General features: G+C 38.1%; 15 protein-coding genes. All 15 read right to left on the reverse strand.

Annotation, left to right across the window (positions count from 1 at the left end; genetic code table 11):
* Window position 1: 1 nt before the first annotated feature.
* On the reverse strand, window positions 2–283 hold the full coding sequence (gene rpsF / locus E4N80_RS05015; RefSeq protein WP_002669351.1) for a 30S ribosomal protein S6: 282 nt from the start codon (window positions 281–283) through the stop codon (window positions 2–4).
* Window positions 284–427: 144 nt separating this feature from the next.
* On the reverse strand, window positions 428–850 hold the full coding sequence (locus E4N80_RS05020) for an ATP synthase subunit C-like protein (RefSeq protein ID WP_002669353.1): 423 nt from the start codon (window positions 848–850) through the stop codon (window positions 428–430).
* A 15-nt stretch (window positions 851–865) separates the two neighbouring features.
* Complete coding sequence (locus tag E4N80_RS05025; protein ID WP_366797230.1) at window positions 866–2,728, reverse strand: V-type ATPase 116kDa subunit family protein; 1,863 nt, start codon at window positions 2,726–2,728, stop codon at window positions 866–868.
* Complete coding sequence (locus tag E4N80_RS05030) at window positions 2,725–3,339, reverse strand: V-type ATP synthase subunit D (protein WP_253700759.1); 615 nt, start codon at window positions 3,337–3,339, stop codon at window positions 2,725–2,727. The genes E4N80_RS05025 and E4N80_RS05030 overlap by 4 nt, the downstream gene beginning before the upstream one ends.
* 10 nt (window positions 3,340–3,349) lie before the next feature.
* Entirely contained in the window at window positions 3,350–4,645 is a 1,296-nt protein-coding gene (locus tag E4N80_RS05035) for a V-type ATP synthase subunit B (RefSeq protein ID WP_253694711.1), read from the reverse strand.
* A gap of 1 nt (window position 4,646) precedes the next feature.
* Window positions 4,647–6,416 carry a V-type ATP synthase subunit A gene (locus tag E4N80_RS05040; RefSeq protein ID WP_253700760.1) on the reverse strand — a complete coding sequence of 590 codons (1,770 nt, stop codon included), beginning with the start codon at window positions 6,414–6,416 and terminating at the stop codon, window positions 4,647–4,649.
* A 141-nt stretch (window positions 6,417–6,557) separates the two neighbouring features.
* Window positions 6,558–7,094 (reverse strand): adenine phosphoribosyltransferase, encoded by a 537-nt coding sequence (locus tag E4N80_RS05045; RefSeq protein ID WP_253700761.1) that lies wholly within the window; start codon window positions 7,092–7,094, stop codon window positions 6,558–6,560.
* Window positions 7,095–7,155: 61 nt separating this feature from the next.
* Complete coding sequence (locus tag E4N80_RS05050; RefSeq protein ID WP_366797286.1) at window positions 7,156–10,119, reverse strand: ligand-binding sensor domain-containing protein; 2,964 nt, start codon at window positions 10,117–10,119, stop codon at window positions 7,156–7,158.
* Window positions 10,120–10,176: 57 nt separating this feature from the next.
* On the reverse strand, window positions 10,177–11,526 hold the full coding sequence (aroA, locus tag E4N80_RS05055) for a 3-phosphoshikimate 1-carboxyvinyltransferase (RefSeq protein WP_253700763.1): 1,350 nt from the start codon (window positions 11,524–11,526) through the stop codon (window positions 10,177–10,179).
* Window positions 11,523–13,805, reverse strand: coding sequence for a tetratricopeptide repeat protein (locus E4N80_RS05060; protein WP_253700764.1), 2,283 nt, complete (start codon window positions 13,803–13,805; stop codon window positions 11,523–11,525). Before E4N80_RS05060 ends, aroA begins: the two co-directional genes overlap by 4 nt.
* A gap of 48 nt (window positions 13,806–13,853) precedes the next feature.
* Window positions 13,854–15,554, reverse strand: coding sequence for a hypothetical protein (locus E4N80_RS05065; protein ID WP_253700765.1), 1,701 nt, complete (start codon window positions 15,552–15,554; stop codon window positions 13,854–13,856).
* Window positions 15,555–15,569: 15 nt separating this feature from the next.
* Entirely contained in the window at window positions 15,570–16,328 is a 759-nt protein-coding gene (locus tag E4N80_RS05070; protein WP_253700766.1) for an ABC transporter ATP-binding protein, read from the reverse strand.
* A gap of 16 nt (window positions 16,329–16,344) precedes the next feature.
* Window positions 16,345–16,929, reverse strand: coding sequence for a hypothetical protein (locus E4N80_RS05075; protein WP_002669375.1), 585 nt, complete (start codon window positions 16,927–16,929; stop codon window positions 16,345–16,347).
* Window positions 16,930–17,082: 153 nt separating this feature from the next.
* Window positions 17,083–18,063 carry a formylglycine-generating enzyme family protein gene (locus tag E4N80_RS05080; RefSeq protein WP_253700767.1) on the reverse strand — a complete coding sequence of 327 codons (981 nt, stop codon included), beginning with the start codon at window positions 18,061–18,063 and terminating at the stop codon, window positions 17,083–17,085.
* Between the two features lie 232 nt (window positions 18,064–18,295).
* A complete protein-coding gene (locus E4N80_RS05085; protein ID WP_253700768.1) occupies window positions 18,296–19,084 on the reverse strand; it encodes a hypothetical protein in 789 nt (262 codons plus the stop codon).
* Window positions 19,085–19,210 lie beyond the last annotated feature (126 nt).

Genomic DNA, 19,210 nt, shown 5'->3' on the forward strand with positions numbered 1-19,210 from the left:
TTTAGTCCTCTAAACGAACAAAAAGATAGGTCAACATCTGAGTGATCAGCTTAAAACGCTTGTCCAATTCAATCATCTTTGCAGGATCTGCTTCAATGTTGAAAAGCACATAACGTCCCTTTGTCTTCTTTTTGATTTCATAAGCTAAATCCCGATCGCCGAAAGGCTCTTCAGATTTGATCTGAACACCGAAATCCGCCAGAATTGAATGTAGAGCATCTATTCCCGGTTTATAGAGATCCTCTTCAACCGGAAAAACCGTCATAAGTTCATAGTTTCTCATGTTCCCTCCTATGGACACATTTCTGAGGCCCGCATTTTCTGCGAGCCGGAGTTTTCATAGAATATCAAAAAATACTATCTTAGTCAATACCCGGCATAAAACCGGCTAAGGCCTAGCATTTCATCATTCCGCATACTGTAGGCTTTAGCATTTCATCATTCCAAAGACCATTACGAAAAGAGCAACGGTTTCGCAAAGACCTACGATAGTAATGTACTGTACAAAGCCCTTTCCTGTTTCGGCCATAGCATCGGAACCTGAAGCAGAAGCTTTACCTTGAGCAATAGCCGAAGCTGCGATAGAAACACCGCAAACAAGGCCTAAGCCCAATAAAAACCAATCGCTCTGGGAGGATGTAAGCATCCTGTTCATAAGCAAGAAACCGTAAAGAGTCTGCGTAAGAGGAGCGCCTGCAAAGGCGACCAAACTGAAGGGAGCAGGCTTGTTATTTAAATAACAGCGCTTCCATGCACCGATTGTTGACTGACCTGCAATTGCAAGACCGATTGCAGAACCGATAGCTGAAATACCCAACGCAGCAGCAGCACCAAAAAAACCAAAAGTCATATCCTTCCTCCAAATTTATTCGTTAAAGGGTTCATATTTAAAGCCCGACCAAGTCAAGCCTACATGATTAGAGAATTCCAAGGTATTCAATCGAACACCGTGGACTATAACGGAAAGCACGTTCATAATATAGTTAAGACCGTGTCCGAACAATAAAAGTAAGACACCTGCAAAGATTATAAAACCTCCTAAGGCAGGGCCTGCCATCTCGTTTACGGTTGCACTTATAGCGCCTCCTGCAAGACCTACAGCCCAAAGTCTTATGTAGCTCATAATATCTGCAAATACGTTTACTACGCCCAAAAGCATATTGATAATATTTTTTAAGCTTTCAACAATAGACTGCCCTATTCCTTTAGAATAGTTTATAAAGATAAAGTTTAAAGCAAAACCCGCACCTATCGCAAGGAGCACGGTATTATTTATTGCATACTTTTGGGAATCTACAACAAGGTTTAAAACCACAAAATACATTCCGACAAGCATCGAAAGAGAGCCTACATCGGCAAGGAATTTAGGGGACTTAATGTTCCTAAATAAACTTACTACATGAGCTATCATCAGCTGGCTTAAGCCTAGGGTAAAGCAAAGCAAAATCTGGTTTTGATTGCGTACATCCTCAGGGGTAAAGTTTGCAATCGCAGGAACCGCCAAGTTTTTAAGAAAAGGCGGTACAATTTCGGTAGACATACCGAACCAGTTACAAACCAAGGTACCCCAGATAACGGTCATAAGTCCCAAATAGCCGAACATATAAAAGGCTGTAGGCACTTTTTGTTTTTTTGCCTTTGTTTTTAAAATCAAAATAATTGAAATCAAGAACAAAACGGCACCGTAACCTGCATCCCCGAATATCATTGCAAAGAAAATACCGAAAAAGAGCAGGAACCAAAGAGAGATATCAGGCTCCGTATAACCGGGAACAGTACCTAAAAAGTCGATTAAGGGAGAAATCAGATTTACAATCTTATTTCGCTTTATCTTTGTTGGAACAGGATCTTCTTCTTCAGGATCCTGAGAAATATAGGCCCAAGACTTTTCCTTTGCTAGAGAAGAAAGTTTAGTTTCATCTTCGCATGGAATATAACCCGTGAGCCAAACTAATTGAACCATCTCCTTATCATCTTGATCTCCGAAATCTATTGTCTGCATACCCTCATGCACAATTTCAAATTGAAGTTTCTTGGTGACAATTTCGTCCAAGGCACGGAGGGAGTTTAAGTAGGCAGACATCTTTGTCATTTCTTGTTTGTAAGAAGAAATCTTAGCCGTTAAACTTTTAAGTTTTTCTTTTAAGGCCTTAACGGAAGTTTCAGGCAATTTTAAAGGAATAATATCCTGAGGTAAATCAACCGGAAGAGCATTTGTTTCACTCCAGATTAAAAACCTTACCCCCGTTTTCCCCTTCCCCACTAAAATAGTTTTAATATCTTCGGAAAGGGAAGAATAAGTTTTTAATGAGGTAGTTGCAGGAAAAAGATAGACACCTTTTTCTTCCAAGAAATTAAAATCGGCAGTATTGATTTCTCCCCACTCGGCATAGGAGGCTATTTCGCCCGAAAGCCTTGCAGATTCTTCCATATTGCTCTTATAAGAAGCAGTTAGGGACAAGACGGAATCTACAAAGGTAAGGGTATCTTCTTCGCTTAAAAGAGAGGGAGGTGTTACCCCTTTTTTCTCTTTTTTGGGAAGATATTCCGTTAAAAGGCTCATAGCAAGAGTTATATCGTTTTTTTCTGACTTTAGCTCGTTTATCAAGGTACCGTTTGCAGGACGGTCTTCGATATGCAAGAGCCCTAATTTTCTTAAATCTTTTAAGGCATGACGCTGCTCTTTTTTTAAGACTAAAAGAGTTACTTTTTTCATCGGTACAATCATAGAGCTTCATCCTTATCATGAACCTTTTCCAGATTCTTTTTTGAAATCTTACCGCGAACAACAGCTGCAACCTGCTGATCGCCCAAATAAACCGTAATCTTTTTTATGTTTGCCCTAGTTTCGGGTATCTTAACCTTTTCAAAGAGGTTTACGCGCTGAGTGGTTGTTCTAAGCTCCGAATTCAATAGGCGGACTTGTTCATCAAGCACCTTTGCTTCAAGGTCTAAGCTCAAAACTTCCTGCAATTTTTCGGCAGCCGTATCAACCCAAAGAGGGGTCTTATAAAGATCATATTTAGAGCGTTCAAATTCCGCACCGGAAAAAACAGGGATACTCACTCCCGCAATATTGCCGGTTGAAGTTAAAAGCTCTTTTATCTTTACCATCGAGGGCTGAAAAACATTTTGCTCGCCGAATACCGCTACCCAGTCTTCGAATTCCCGATTAAGGGCATCCCTGTGAAGCCTTACTTCTTTAGCCCTTGCTTCGATGGTGCGGATTTCGGTTTGAAGCTGCTGTTTTTTGAGCTGAAGAGTCGGCAAGTATCTTCTGTACATTTTTAAAGATTCTTTTTGATTCTTTAGCTCATTTTTTGTCAGTTTTATCGCCATAGCCTACCCTTTAGTTTGCCGGCCAGTACTTATTTACCAAGTCGGATTTAATACCTGTTTCTTCACGGGTAAAACATTCGGCAAGAATTTTCCAGCCTAGGCTGAGGGCATCTTCAAGCGGAATGTTTACGGACAAGTCCATCATTCCCGATTCGAATTTTGCACCGTATTTTAGGAGCTTTTCGTCCCATTCGCTCATCATAAAGCCCATGGACTTCTTTTCCAATGTATCTTTATATGAGGCGTAGAGCTTAATCATATTGTCCATCAAGGCACGGTGGTCATCCCTTGTTTTACCGTTTACGTTTTGCTTTAATCGTGAAAGACTTCCGAAGGGCTCGATTCGTCCGTTTTTAAGATAGAATTGACCCTCGGTAATATAACCGGTGTTATCGGGAACCGGATGTGTTACGTCATCGCCCGGCATTGTGGTAACGGCCAAGACCGTAACGGAACCTGCGTCGGCAAAGTCTACAGCCTTTTCATAACGGGCTGCAAGCTGACTGTAAAGGTCTCCGGGATAACCTCGGTTTGAAGGAACCTGTTCCTGAATAATGGCTATTTCTTTCATTGCATCTGCAAAGTTTGTCATATCGGTTAAAAGAACCAATACATCTTTGCCTGCAATGGCAAATTTTTCTGCAACTGCAAGACACATATCGGGAATCATAAGGCACTCAACCGTCGGGTCTGCTGCCGTATGAACGAACATAGCTGTTCGGCTCAAAGCACCGGCTTCTTCAAGAGTGTCCTTAAAATAAAGATAATCGTCATATTTTAAGCCCATTCCGCCCAAGATAATTACATCAACCTCGGCCTGCATGGCTATTCGGGCTAAAAGCTCATTATAAGGCTCTCCGGAGCTTGAAAATATGGGCAGCTTTTGAGAAACAACAAGGGTGTTAAATACGTCAATCATCGGAATACCGGTTCTAATCATTCTGTTTGCAAGAATACGCTTTGAGGGGTTTACCGAAGGGCCGCCTATGGGAATCATGTTATCCTTTAAGGCAGGGCCTGAATCCCGCGGATCGCCTGAACCGTTAAAAATACGGCCGAGCAAGTCTTCGGAATAGCTTACCTGCATTTCTTTGCCTAAAAAGCGTACCTCATCTCCGGTTGAAACACCTCGGCCGCCTGCAAAAACCTGCAAGGAAACCAAGTCCCCATCAAGCTTATTGACCTCGGCAAGAGAGGCTCCGAAACGGGTTTGAACTTCAGCCAATTCTCCGTATGATACGCCGTCGGCCTTAACCGTAATAACCGAACCGTTAATCGATTCTATTTTACTATATACCTTTTTCATCTTACACCGCCTGCTTCAATAATTTTTTTGCACTCTCATCTAAGCTATCCGCTTTTTCGGCGATGTGCTTTTTAATTCCGTCTTCATGGGATTTAAATGCATCCGAGCCCCAAGGCGAGTAGTTATAGTCGATGAACATAAGTTTAAGTTTGCTGAAATAAGAGCGGGCTTCATCCTTTGAAACAAATTTAAATGAAGTACCTAAAATTTCAACCAAAATATTATATATGTGCTGCTGGCGCTCAACCGAAACTGCATCGTCTACCTTATCAAAGGAGTTTTGCTGCAAGTAAACGGCATCGAGTAAGTCGCCTTTTAAGTAAACGATAAAGTCTTCGATACTTGTTCCTTCTTCACCTACAACCTTCATCATCTGTTCAACCTCGGTTCCTCGGCGTAAAAAGCTTCTTCCGTATTTAACTTGTTCTAAGGGAAGAACGCTGGGATATTTTGACCAAGAATCGAGGGGGTGAATTGCCGGATACTTTCGGGCATCGGACCTTTCTCGTGAAAGACCGTGGAAGGCTCCTACTACCTTTAGCGTGGCCTGAGTTACGGGCTCTTCAAAGTTACCGCCAGCAGGAGATACGGTTCCTCCGATTGTAACGGAACCCTTTGAACCGTCGCTTAGGCGGACAATACCGGCTCTTTCGTAGAAGGCGGCGATATAGGATTCAAGATAGGCAGGGAAGGCTTCTTCGCCGGGGATTTCTTCCAAGCGTCCCGACATTTCTCGAAGAGCCTGAGCCCATCGGCTTGTAGAGTCAGCAAGAAGAAGAACGTCCAAGCCCATTTGGCGGTAGTATTCCGCGAGAGTTACGCCTGTATAAACCGAAGCTTCACGGGCAGCAACAGGCATTGAAGACGTATTACAGATAATTATCGTTCTCTCCATGAGGGTTCGGCCCGTTTTGGGGTCTTTAAGCTCGGGGAATTCGGTAAGAGTTTCTACAACTTCACCGGCACGCTCACCGCAGGCTGCAATAATAACGATGTCGACATCGGCATTTCGGCTGGTAGCATGCTGTAAAACGGTTTTTCCTGCACCGAAGGGGCCGGGAATACAATAGGTTCCGCCCTTAGCAACGGGGAAAAATGTATCCATTGTTCTCATCTTTGTAACCAAGGTTTCCGTCGGCTTTAAGCGTTCTGCATAACAGTCGATTGCACGTTTTACAGGCCACTTAAAACTCATGGTAAGAGGTATTATGTTTCCTCTTTCGTCCGTAACCTCGGCTATTGTATCATCTACGGTATAATCGCCTTCAGATTTTATAGATTTTAATTTATAAGTTCCATACATGTTAAAAGGAATCATGATGCGGTGGGTAAAACTGCCTTCAGGTACGGTTCCCAGCAAGTCTGCTCGCTTTAATGTGTCTCCTTCTTTAGCAGATGGAGTAAAGTGCCATTTTGCCGTGCGGGAAAGAGCGTTTAAGTAGATACCTCTTTCCAAAAAATAACCGGCTTGTTCAGCAAGCTCAGGCAAGGGATTTTGCAGTCCGTCATAAACTTGGCCTAAAAGACCGGGGCCTAACTCTACCGAAAGAAGATCTTCTGTAAACTCGACAGGATCACCGACCTTTATTCCCTTTGTAATTTCAAATACTTGAAGCTGAGCTACTTCTCCCCGAATACGGATTACCTCGCTTTTTAGTTTTTTTGAACCAACCTCAACATAGCCTACCTCGTTAAGGGTAACCAAGCCTTCAAAAGCAACGCTTATCATGTTACCGTTAATACCGACTACTTTTCCTTTTGTTTTAGTCATATCGTAACTCCAAATACTGTATAGTAAAGCATAAATCCTAATTATAAAAGTTACTTTGTAAAAATTTACGAAGTAACTTTCAGATTTTATCATATAAATGAAAAATATGCAATAAAAAAATCAAAAATCTTAAAAATAGAATTAAATTTTTTCGCTGTCATATTCTATAAGAGTCTTTACAGGTAAATCCCCGATAACCTTGCTATAATTTAAAAAGGGTAAGCCCACAACTCCGCAAAAACCTACAACCTTTGCCCCTCCCTCTTCTAAGATACTTCGGGCAGCATTTAAAGTTCCTCCTGTGGCAATCAGGTCATCTAAAAGAAGGACATTTTGACCTTTTACTACATCTGTTTTGTGAACCTCAACAGAGGCTTGTCCGTACTCAAGGTCATACGAAGCAGAGTAAGTTTCTCCCGGGAGTTTTCCTTTCTTTCTGATTAAAATAAGAGGTATTCCCATTTTATAGGCAAATGGGGCAGCAAAGATAAAGCCTCTGGCTTCAATGGCAGCAACAGCATCTATCTTTTTATCCTTGTACATTTCCGTCATCTTATCAAGGCAATAACTAAAAACTTCCGGATTGACCAAAATACCGGTAATATCATAAAAAAGGATTCCCTTTTTAGGGAAGTCCGGGACACGCCTAATCGCAGCGTCAATTATTTTATCTTTCATAAGAAACAGTCTACACCTTATTTTTGCAATGGTCAATAGGAAGATAATGTTTTTATAAGCCTTACTCCGTATACATTTTGCAGATATCTCTTCCGCTTCCCTTAGCCTTATAAAGAGCAGAATCTGCAAAGGAAAGCATAGTTTCATATGAAAGATCATTAGTAGGAACGGCAGTATAGGCGCCTAAGCTGATAGTTAAGATCTTATCCTTTGCAGCCGAATGCTCAATATTTGCATTTTTAATTTCAATACGGAGTTTTTCGGCTATCTTCATTGTTTCGGAAACAGAACTATTATAAAGCAGAACTAAGAATTCTTCTCCTCCGTATCTTCCTACAAAATCATGTTTTGCTCTCAGATTTTTTTGTAAGGTTTGAGCAACAGTTCTAAGAACATTATCTCCGGCCTGATGTCCATACAGGTCATTGTATTGTTTAAATAAATCTATATCTATCATTATCAATGATATCAGCTGCTTATTATCCAATCCCCTACGCCAAAGATCCTTACCCACCGTGTCCAACTGTCTTCTGTTCCCTACACCTGTTAATTCATCAACCGTAGATAAAACCGTAAGCTGTTTATTTGCAGATATAAGGTCTTTTTGTTCTTCTTGAAGTTTTTTATTTGCAATCTTATACTGAAAAAGCTGACGAAGCCTGCAAATTAAAAAAGTCATGCCTGCAAAAATTAAAATATAGGCAGCTATCATCGGCAACGAGAGCCAAAAAGGTTTTTCTATAATAAAAGTAAAAGATGCAGGTTCAGGATATGGATTTGAAATATCTTTTACTTTAAACGTATATTTTCCCGATTTAAGGTTAGTATATTGCACATAGTTTTTCATATTGGCATTAATCCAATTTTTATCAAACCCCTCAAGCATAAAAACATAAGAAGGTCTTGAAAGAGGAGATAAATCCATCGATGAAAACTCAAAACTTATATTATTTTCGGAATACTTATATTTATAAGTTTTTTGAAGATCTATTTTAAATGCCGGAGTCTGATTTCCGTTTATGCCTATAGTTCTTATTTTTACGGGAACCTCTTGTTTTTTAAACGATAAAAGATAATTAATATCAACGCCTAAAACACCTTCTTGTGTTCCCACAAAGCATTGATTTCCAATTGTAACAGGAACTGTTGTAAACCGTCTTTCGTAGTTATAAAAAGTATAACTGTATATAATTTCAGCATTTTGATTAAATATTGTCATACCTTTTATTGCAGCAACACATATGTAGTTATTATCCATATCGGTCATACCTGTAATAAAGTTTGCAGGGAGACCGTCATTTGCAGTATAATTCAAAGCCTCTTTTTTTTCGATATCGAATATATTAACGCCTCCATCACCGGTTCCTATCCACAATTTACCGGGAACATCCTGAAATAATGAGGTTATTCTGTCTGAAGAAATACCTTTTCTGTTATTTACATTATATCTGTATATCGTGAATTCATCGGTTGAAGGTTTATACTCGGCAAGACCTTTATTGGTTCCTACCCAAAGTCTTTTACAGGAATCTATAAGCAAGCTAAAAATAAGATTGCTGCATAAACTATTGGGATTTTTAGGATCATTTTTATATCTGTTAAGAATTCCGGATGAAGGTGAAAATTTAATAAGGCCTCCATCATATGTACCTATCCATAAAAATCCGTTATCATCACTTATAATGCTGTATATGATTCTTTCACCGTCTTCAATTATATTATCATTGTATAGATTAACTCCAACAAAGGTATCCTTTTTTTTATCATATTTACATAATCCAAGATCCGTACCAACCCATATATCCTCATTTTTATCTATGTGAAATTGAAATACGGAGTTGGAAATAATTTTAGATTCGGAACAACGATAATATTTCTTCTTTCCTGTGCTCAAATCATAATAGGTTATACCGTTATTTAAAAGGCTTATCCACAAGTTTCCGTTTTTGTCCTTACTCAAACCTGAAACCGAATTTTCTCTGCTGCTGATTTTATTTTCATGTAACAATATTAGTTTTGACCACATACGTTTAGTGTCATATATGTTTACTCCGCCTCCGTTTGTGCCGACCCATAATGAACCGTAAGTATCTACGTATATCGAAAAAATAAAATCGTTTGAAAGATTATATGAACGCTGTTTTGAAGTATATTCGGTATAAGAATATGTATTTTTATCAAAACTTATTAAACCGCCGCCCCCGGTTCCTATCAATAATATATCATCGGAAAATTTGTTTGATAAGCATGTTATTTTATTGTTTGAAAATGTAAACAGATTTCTTTTTCCGTTTTTTGGATCAATTCGAAATAGGCCTGTATTCCAAACGGACACCCAATATACTCCGTCTTCTTCAAAAATATTATTAACAATTGATTCCGTAACCGTCCTATCTTTTTCAAAAAGCCTTGAGCGTCGAAATCTTTTATTTAGCTCATCATACTCCCATACCCCCCCATGTGTACAGGCATATATCCGCCCTTCTGAGTCTTCATAAATATTGGATATTTCGTTATTCCCTATGTAAAATTCGGAAGTTTGAGAAAATTCAATAACGGAACCGTCATCTTCATTTAGTATATACAAGCCGTCCAGGGTTCCAACCCATAAGCGGTCATGAGAATCCCTTAAAAAACCGAAAACGATCGAATTCGTCATATCAAAGTGGGTAAATGTTTCGGTATCGATATTAAATCTTTCAACTCCGTAAAAGGTGCCTATCCAAAATACATCGCTTCCGTTTTCAGCCTTTATTGGGTCCTTATACAGACATTGAATTTGTGAAGACTGAATGGAATCTTTTGAAAAAGGAATATATTCATAGTTTTTATATTTAATACCGTCATAATATGCCAAACCTTCTTTAGTACCGAACCAAATCCGGCCGTATGAATCCTGCAAAATACCGGTAACAAATTTGGATGCTATGGATGAAGGTTGCGAGTAAAAAACAAAAACATCCTCGTCTGCGAATAAATTAAAAGTAAACAAAATAAGAAATAAAAGAATTATTTTTTTCTGCACATTATACATTGAAAATCCTTTATATCAAACGTCAATTAACTTGAAAATTTTAAAACATTAAAAAGAAAAAGTCAACCGTATCTTTTTTATATCTTCTAAAAAAGACGGATAACTTATATCGAAACATTCGGCGTTTTTTAGGGTAAACACAGTCCCATCTTTATCATCGATACCAAAACCCATAACGGTAAGCATCATAGCTATGCGGTGATCTTTATGAGAATCAACAGCAGCAGGCCTTAGATTTTTACCTGCGTTTCCTCTTATACGCAAAAAATCCCTTCCCTCAGTAATATCTGCCCCAAGTTTTTTTAGTTCCGAGGAAATTACTGAAAGTCTATCACACTCCTTATAACGGCAGATTTCTATATTTTTTAAAAGAGTTTCGCCTTTTGCAAAACAGGCTATAGCAGAAAGAGCCGGAACAGCATCGGGAATATCGGAACAGTCAAAGGTTCCGCCCTTTAAACTTGAAGGAAAAATTTTAAGAGTTTGCGATTCCTCTTCAAAGCGGATATCCGCATTCATCTCTTTTAAGACTTTTACTATCCTCGCATCTCCTTGAACATCATTTATATCTATGTTTTTTATGCTGATAGTTGAAGCCGTAATCAGGGCTAAGACAATGGGAAAGGCAGCACTAGACCAGTCGGCCGGAATACTTGCCGAAAAACTTAAAATCTTTTGACCTCCCGTAATTTTAAAAGTTTTAAAGTCGTCTGAAACGTCTAATTCAATACCGCAAGTTTTAAGCCAATGAAGGGTCATCTTTAAATAGGGAAGCTCCCCTGCCCTTTTTAAATTTATTTGTAAAGGAAAATCGAGTAAACCGGCTCCAAGCAGGAGACCGCTTACAACCTGTGAAAAATCTCCCTCAAGACAGATTTTTTTTTCTTCAAAGTCTTTGATTAAAAATTGTCCTCCTAAAACCCGTATGGGTGCTTTTTCAAAACTCTCAAGAAATTCGTATTTTAAACCTAACTCCTCATAAATTTCGATTAAGGGCTTTACAGGACGCTTTAAAATCGATGAATCTCCGGTTAAAATAAAATCGGAAGACATTAAAGAAAGAATGGAACCTAAAAAGTAAAAAAGAGTGCCGGAATTTCCTGCGTCAATTTTTATCGGCTTTTGTTTTTCGATTCTTTTTTTTAAACCTTCTTTCGAAGGAAAAACATTTATATCGGCAGAGAAATTAGTTTTTTGTTCTATTTTGAATCTTACACCTAAAGATTCAAATACCGATATAGCCGTTTTTGTGTCTCCGCTCATCAGGAGATTTTTTATTTGAGAAGAACCTTCGGCAAAAGATGCCAAAACAAGAGCTCTCATTGAATGACTCTTCGAGGGCGGAACCTCTATCGGTAATGAAGATACAGGTTTTGATTTTTTAATCTTTAAAATCATTTTTTTAAAAGAGCTTTAAGTTCCTTTAGGCGTTCTTGGTCGTCACAACCGGTTAAAAGCTTTATCGTTTCCTTAGCCTTTTCTTTACGGTTTGTTTGAATATAAAGGTTTGTAAGATCGAATAAAAGCACCTCGCTTTCACCGAATTCTTCGATAGCTTGTCTTAAGCTGACTTCTGCACGGGCGTGGTCGCCTTTTTTTACCGCAAGAAGAGCAATAAGCCTGTATATTCTTTCCGTAGGTTCTATATCCATAGCTTTAACCAAAAGGCCGTCAGCATCATTTAGGTAGCCTATCTGTATTGAGTTTTCGGCCTTATCGGTTAGAAGAACGGGATCTACGGGTTTAAGCTTTAATGCCTTTTGATACCAAATATCGGCTTCATCATATTGCTCATCAAAGAACAAGGCATTTGCATAAATATGAAAGGCTTCGGCCCTATTTCTTTCAGCTGCCAAATCGGCGGTTCCCGCCTCTATGTCAAAAAGAGGTGCACATTCTGTTAAGCGGCCTTGAAGACGCATAACTTCTACATAGTTTTCCAAAATAACTATCTCATCGGGGAGCATCTTTCGGGCTTTTTCAATTTCTATCTGAGCATCAAAAAAGGCATCTTCATCAATAGCACAAAGAGCTTTTAAATTAAAAACCCATCCGTTATTAGGCTCAAGGGCTTCAGCCTCTAAAAGAGGAACAGAACAGTCCTCTCCTATTAAATACAAGGACTCCGCCAAGCGGAAATGATAAAGCCCGTGTTCAGGCCCAAGCTTACAAGCCTTTTTAAAGAATTTAATAGCTTCTTCAGGATTTTCATCATGAATAAGAAGACCGTACAAATACCATATTGTAGAGTCACTTGTCTTTGCATCACATAGTTTTTTAAAATTAAGCTTAGCTTCCCATTTGTTATCTACAGCATAATAGAATTTACCGCTTAAAGCCCAGGTACGCTCATCCTCAGGAGCAATGCGCTCAAGGGCATTTATTACATCGGCCATTTCGTTATATTCTTCGGAAGCCAAGAAGAGTTTTCCGGCTTCAACATAAGAGTCGACGGCCTCAGCTTTTTTTTCCGCAAGATTCAACTCGTTTGCTTCATTGTATTTTAATAAGCCCTGATCTGGTTTTAGCTCAAAGGCCTTTGCATAAAAGGCGGCCGATTTTTCATGTTCCCCTTGGGAATTTAAAAAATGCCCCTTTAAAGAGCAAAGAAGTACCGACTTTTCAATTTCGTCATTCGGAATACTTTTTAGAATATCTCCCAATTTTTTCATATTGCCGGATTGATAGTAAAGGCCGGCAAGCTCGGCCATTATTTCATAATTATCGTGTTCAATATCAAGAGCCGATAAAAATTCTTTTTCAGCCTCCTCATTTAAACGCTGGGCAAAATATATTCTTCCGGCTAAAATATGATCTTGAATAGTGGGTTCACGGAGTTTCCATGCCTGTTTTATCTGGTAGATGGCTGCAACATATTGCCCCATAGCATAATAGGTTGAAGCAAGGTTAATATAGGCTTCAGGAGAAATTGCATCCGGATTATTGGCGGCAGAATCGGTATTTTCTACAAGAATTGGTTGAGAAATAATTTTAAACTCGTTTAAGTAAAATTTGACCTTAGGGTAGGTTTCCCAGTTTTGCCCTGCAAAGCCGATTTTTCCGGCGGCTTGAACAATATCGGAATCGAATTTACCTAACCAAGTATTGTTTACAAGAACCGTTATACTTGTTGCCGCACAGATTAATTTTATTTTAAATTTTGAGCTATCGGCATCGGTTAAGGGCTTTGTCCAGCCTAGGATAGGCATGGGAGTAGAATTAACAACAGCTTCAAGCCTTATCCATCCCTTATCGGAAATAAGAAGTGAATAAAAGGCCTTATCGCTTATGTGCCTAAAGACAAAGCCTGCAGCACAATAGCCCGCACTTGTATTTTCTTCAGGAAAGAAGTTATCTGTAAAAACAGGAAGTTCAATTTCGGCATCAAGCACAAAATCCTTATATCGAAATAAAGGGTTTAAGGCCCAAGCATAAAGATGTTTACGCTTTAGCTCCAAAGAATAAGAATGTTTACCGTCAGGGTTTCCTTCAAACAAGGACTGATATCCGTCTCCTGTTTCTTCGATAAAACGAGCTTTTACCTTTTTAGAAAAATCGGCTGCCCATATTTCTTCTTTGATTTCTTCCGTGTCTATTACCGACTGAGCTTTTTTATCCTCATACTTTTTTAGAATCTTGTTCTTAAAATAAGAAAAATATAATTTAAGTCTTTCCATAATATTTTTAAAGATTACAAAAAAAACGCATTTTAGTCTAGCAGGTAATTAAAATTCAATACTTGCAATTTTATTTGCTGCATATATTCCATAGGGCTTAATCAAAACCGCAAAGACAGCGGCAGGTATACCGCAAAAATAAATTAAGATTACCCATAGATGGGAATTCATGCTGAAAAACACTATAACAGCGGAGAGAGCCAATATAATCATATTAAAAAACATAATAAAAAGCACATTCGTATTTTGCTTCATAGCTGCAACAGGATTATCCCAATGAAGTTTAGGATGAGCCGTATCTAAAAATAAAGAAACAAGGTTTACAAGGGCCGAAAAGCAAAGAGCTACTAAAGACGATAAAACTATATGAAGAATGCCGAATTTAAATACAAAGCCTGCAAAACCCACACCTACTACTATGGCAAAAACAGCAAAAATCATAGCATGGGCTAATTTAGCATACATATAAACCGCAATATCAACCGGTAAACTCTTGATAAAAGGAATAAATTTTGCATCTCTTGAAAGAGCCGTATCTGCGATGTTGGTCATTGAACCTAAAAAGCCTGCTGCAAGGCCTGTAATTACAAAGCCCGCATTTCCTTGCATAAAATCGATTACATTGGGATGAATATTATTTAAGTTTAATCCCTTTGCAATACTTATAACAATCAACAAGATAGGCATAAAGATAATGGAAAATGGGCCGTTTAAAAGATATACAGGGGTGCGGTTCATCATTTTAAATTCCCTTTTTACATAAGCCATAAAGGGAGAAGATTTTTTTATGTTTTTATGTAAAAAACTTGAAACCTGTTTTGCTTCCAGCTTTTTTATGTTTTTTTCGTTAAAACCTATTAAGCTGTCAGTATAAAGTTTTGACATAAATCCTATAACCAAGGCCGGAAGAACTGCACAAAAAGCAATCAGCAATAGGATATATAAAAAGCTTAAAATAGAAACAGGATTACTTAAAATATAACCTACAAGTTTTACCGGCGGATAGTATGAACCGTAAGTTTGAAAGGCGGAAGCATTTGATTCAACCATTCTATAAAGAGCCTCAGGATCGGAACCCGAAGCCGATTGTATTATATAATTAAAACCTAAGGCAAGAGCCATACCTAAAATTCCGTTTACAGCCATGATAACGTTTTTATTTTTAAAAACTCGAGTAAAACGCATAATGAGGATATTAAAAAAATAACATACGGAAATCATAGGCAGAGGAATTACAAGGGCACAGATAACGGCCGATACATAAAACATAAAGGGCGGAGATTCCATATACCCGTAAATTCCCATTAAAACTGCAAAAAAAGCAAAAGAGGTAATGAGCGAATTAAGGCTGTTTGCAAAAAACTTTGATGCAAACAAGGTACGCGGCTTAATGGGCATAGACAAAAACTGTTCTTCAATTTCGCCTATGTAGTAGGTAGAAATAGTAAGCATGGATCCGAACAAAAGACTCATAAAAGAAATCAGAACCGCCGTTACTTCAAAAAGAATGCTTATATTGTTTACGGCCTTTGCCGTTCCGTATAGACCGAAAATCAAAAAGCCGAAAATAAATAAAAATTCTGCAAAAACAAATAAAAAGAGGATTGCCATTCCCAACATCTTAGCCTTGGAATTTTTTGTTACGGTTTGATCACCCTTCTTTTTTCTTTTTTGAATTTGAGCCTTAAAATTTTTAAAGTTAAAAACGGAAGCCAAATAAATTTTAACCAATCTAAAAAAAACTTTCATAATTTTTAACTCTCTTTAAGCTTCCCCGTTTCCCAAATTAAAAGAATGTTTATCGTCAACGAGTTCTAAAAAAAGCTTTTCAAGAGAAGCATTTTCTCCTCTTTGTTCCCTCAACTCCTGCAAAGAACCTTCAAACATAATTTTACCGGCATTTATAATTGCAAGCCTGTCGCAAAGTTTTTCTGCCACTTCCATAACATGGGTAGAAAAGAAAACAACCTTTCCGGCATCGGCTCTTTCTCTCATAATTTCTTTTAAGGAAAAGGCGGATTTAGGATCCAAACCTACCATGGGCTCATCCAAAATCCAAATAGGAGGGTCCGATAAGAGGCTTCCGGTAACCAAAAGTTTTTGCTTCATTCCGTGAGAAAAACTTCCTATGCTCCCGTTTAAGGCCTCATTTATTCCGAAAAGTTTAGTGTATCTCTCTATTCTTTCTTGTCTTACATCGGCAGATACCCCATAAACGTCCCCTATAAAATTTAAGTATTCTGCAGCTTTTAACTGAGAAAAAAGCTCGGGGTTATCGGTAACATAGCCTATCCTGCGCTTTGCTTCCATAGGATCTTCAGCTATATTTACACCGTCAACGATTATTGATCCTGAATCCGGATTAAGAATACCGGTTATCATCTTAATTGTAGTAGTTTTTCCGGCTCCGTTCGGCCCCAAAAAGCCGAAGATTTCGCCGTTTTTTACGTTTACCGAAATACAGTCTACAGCTTTTGTTTTAGAAGAGCCGTAGGCCTTTGAAACATTTGAAATTTCAATCATAAATTCTCCCCCCCCTTTACCTTGCCTTGCGCATTTTCTTTACTCTTTCTTCAAGATAACCGCACTCAACCAAATATTGCCTACGGGAAACCACCAAAGCCATAAGCTCCTTGTACATTTCAAAATTAACTTCCAAAGCTATAGGAAAAATATAGAGCTCGGTTTCATTGCAATAGCGTTCAATAAATTCGGAATCCGTTACGAAGCCCAAACTTATCATATTGCTTATTCTGTCGGCACATTTTAAAATTTTAGCCTTTTCCGATCCGTTTTTTATTATATTTTTTAGGTATTCGGTTTTTTCTTGACCTTTTTTCTTTGTAACTTCCAAAACAAGTTCATAAACCTGTCCCGATTCGGAATCAATACTTAAAATTTCGTTTACATTAAAATCTTCGATATCTTCGATAACATCATGGATTAAAGAAGCCTTTAAGAGAACACTGTCGATGTATCCATAGTCTATAAGAATAGCCATAGTATCTACCTGATGCCGGAACATATTGCCTCCTGCATGACGAGCCTTTCCGATTAAGGCGGTAGCAACCTGCATGTAAGGAGCAAGATAAATTCCTTTTAATACTCCTAAATCTCTTGTCAAAGCAAACTCCTTATCGCTATCAAAAGATAGCACACTATCCTTTTGATAGCACTTACCATGATAACTATGAATTATACTAAAATAAAAAGTTTAGTGTCAAGAAGGGAGAAAAATATCGAATTATGGAAAGGTCATTTATACTTCGTCATTTCTTTATGGTCGACAAACCAAGCGGAAGCCAATATTTCTGAATTTGTGATCAGGCATATCATAGCTTCGTAAGACTATTATGCACTGTAAAGCATCATCCTCATAGCCCCCCCCTCGCTTTACTCGTTTATCATTATTCAACGAGGGGCCTGAATAATCTTGTGGAAATTTTTTTCCTGTAATATTGATGTGTTCATAACAATCCCAACACCACTCCCAGACATTTCCTGACATATCATATAAGCCATAGTCATTCGGCTTTTTTAGTTTTACCTCATGGGTTTTTCGTAAACTGTTTAAATCGTACCAAGCGTAGTTTATAAAAAAATAATCTGAACTTGTTCCGGGCCATTTATAATCAGTCCCACCCTTGGCTGCCCACTCCCATTCTGCCTCTGTAGGGAGCCTAAAACCTTTTTTACTCATCTTTTGATAGGGCGTTTTTTTAGAATCAGCATCTTCCTTTGTATAAACCATATTAAAATCTTCATCACTGTAATACACACATTCAGCTTCTCCAAGACCATTTACTTTTTTAGTAAGTTCATTACAAAAGGCTATTGCTTGATACCAGGTTACATACTCTACCGGACGCCAATCCTGTCTTTCCCCTTGAGTAATATCGTCTTTATTAAAATTACTCGGATTGTTTACCATCACTGTATGCCACAATTTCTGCGTTACCTCAGTTTCTCCTATGTAGTAAGCACTTAAACTTATAATGTGAGTTTTGTTATCAACACGCTTATCATCGCCTAAGGATGCGTCAGTTTTGGCGGCTATACTTATCATCTTAAATTCCACTCCATCTACAGTATAGGTATGATTTTTAACCGCAGGAGTTATGCCCTCTCCTTCCAAGATTGCAACTACGCTTGAACCATTCGGACAACCGATAAAAAGGCTCACAGCCAACAACAGGACAGTAAAAGATACTGCCCGATTTAAGAATTTACTCTTAGGTTTCAAATTAGTTTGTTTCATAACTAATTCTCCTTATAATATTTAATTTCTACAAAAAACACAGATTCAGATAAATTTAACAATGCTGTTGTTTTTATGTTAAAAAAAGCAACTAATCAGAAATATTTTATTTAATAATACTGTAACCGTCAGTATACTTAAAAATTATAAAATGTCAAGCAAGAATATAGATCAATGCCTACTTTTGAAGGGAAGGGGTACTCCCCTTCCCTTACAGCAATTTATGCATCCATTACTCAAGATTTGCCGGCAACACCGTATTTTTCGGAATACAGATTTCAAATTCGCCGGAAATGAAAGTTTTTGTGGCCTTGTCGTATGTATAAATTCTCTTATAATACACGTTGGCATCGGTTCCTTTTTTGAATAAATCTGACGATCCTTCCCAGGTGTCTGTAACTATTTCTTTACCATCTACTACCTTGCTTGAATGACCCTTCTTAATAAAAGTTGTAACAGTTTTTGTTCCCCATGTGGTCTCATAAGAACTGAGTTTAATACTGTTAAAAAATATATTACTGTATGTAGGCATACCGGTCTTGGATGTTATTACTGCCGAACCCGATACCTTTGTACAGGTTCCTTTTACTGTCAGATCTTCAGGAAATTTAATACCTTCTTCAACCGATAATCCGGGCTGGATCTCACAACGGCTGCCGCTTTTAAGCGTAATTTTAATTGTGCGAAAGCCCATCCCTTTTAAATAAAAAATCCCCTGCCAAACATCACCGCCCATATTTTTTGCTTCAAGATAGTATTCTGGGCTTGTAAGATATTTGGCGGCCCCTACAGTTTCTTTTTTAAGAGTAACACTGTTTTTGCCTAATCCTGCAAAGTGCTTTTGAAAATTATTTTCGTTGCTCTTGATTGTCAGAACATCTCCCACCCATTCATATGTTCCATAGGAACCTAAAAGAAATTGGTCAATAATTTTTTGTCCGTCAAATTGACAGGCAGTACAAAGCAAAACCATCCCAACAACAACCGCAGCTGCTGCTACGGTAAAACTTAATTTTTTCATTTTATTTCTCCAATAAAAACTTTTTGCAGCAAATAGCAAATTTGCGAAAAAAGTTTTTTCACGCAGTTTGTTTACAAACTGCATACAATAATGCGACGTTTGCCGAAAGGCAAACTCGGCAGATAA

Origin of the sequence: Treponema denticola, assembly GCF_024181605.1 — a bacterium.
In the GTDB taxonomy this organism is placed as follows: Bacteria; Spirochaetota; Spirochaetia; order Treponematales; family Treponemataceae; genus Treponema_B; species Treponema_B denticola_B.

Excerpts from the sequence above, each read along its gene's own strand:
- E4N80_RS05030 (WP_253700759.1), bottom strand. The coding sequence starts at position 3,339 with ATGGCGATAAAACTGACAAAAAATGAGCTAAAGAATCAAAAAGAATCT.
- E4N80_RS05045 (WP_253700761.1), bottom strand. The coding sequence starts at position 7,094 with ATGAAAGATAAAATAATTGACGCTGCGATTAGGCGTGTCCCGGACTTC.
- rpsF (WP_002669351.1), bottom strand. The coding sequence starts at position 283 with ATGAGAAACTATGAACTTATGACGGTTTTTCCGGTTGAAGAGGATCTC.
- E4N80_RS05085 (WP_253700768.1), bottom strand. The coding sequence starts at position 19,084 with ATGAAAAAATTAAGTTTTACCGTAGCAGCAGCTGCGGTTGTTGTTGGG.
- aroA (WP_253700763.1), bottom strand. The coding sequence starts at position 11,526 with ATGATTTTAAAGATTAAAAAATCAAAACCTGTATCTTCATTACCGATA.
- E4N80_RS05070 (WP_253700766.1), bottom strand. The coding sequence starts at position 16,328 with ATGATTGAAATTTCAAATGTTTCAAAGGCCTACGGCTCTTCTAAAACA.
- E4N80_RS05065 (WP_253700765.1), bottom strand. The coding sequence starts at position 15,554 with ATGAAAGTTTTTTTTAGATTGGTTAAAATTTATTTGGCTTCCGTTTTT.
- E4N80_RS05020 (WP_002669353.1), bottom strand. The coding sequence starts at position 850 with ATGACTTTTGGTTTTTTTGGTGCTGCTGCTGCGTTGGGTATTTCAGCT.
- E4N80_RS05035 (WP_253694711.1), bottom strand. The coding sequence starts at position 4,645 with ATGAAAAAGGTATATAGTAAAATAGAATCGATTAACGGTTCGGTTATT.
- E4N80_RS05080 (WP_253700767.1), bottom strand. The coding sequence starts at position 18,063 with ATGAAACAAACTAATTTGAAACCTAAGAGTAAATTCTTAAATCGGGCA.
- E4N80_RS05040 (WP_253700760.1), bottom strand. The coding sequence starts at position 6,416 with ATGACTAAAACAAAAGGAAAAGTAGTCGGTATTAACGGTAACATGATA.
- E4N80_RS05060 (WP_253700764.1), bottom strand. The coding sequence starts at position 13,805 with ATGGAAAGACTTAAATTATATTTTTCTTATTTTAAGAACAAGATTCTA.
- E4N80_RS05025 (WP_366797230.1), bottom strand. The coding sequence starts at position 2,728 with ATGATTGTACCGATGAAAAAAGTAACTCTTTTAGTCTTAAAAAAAGAG.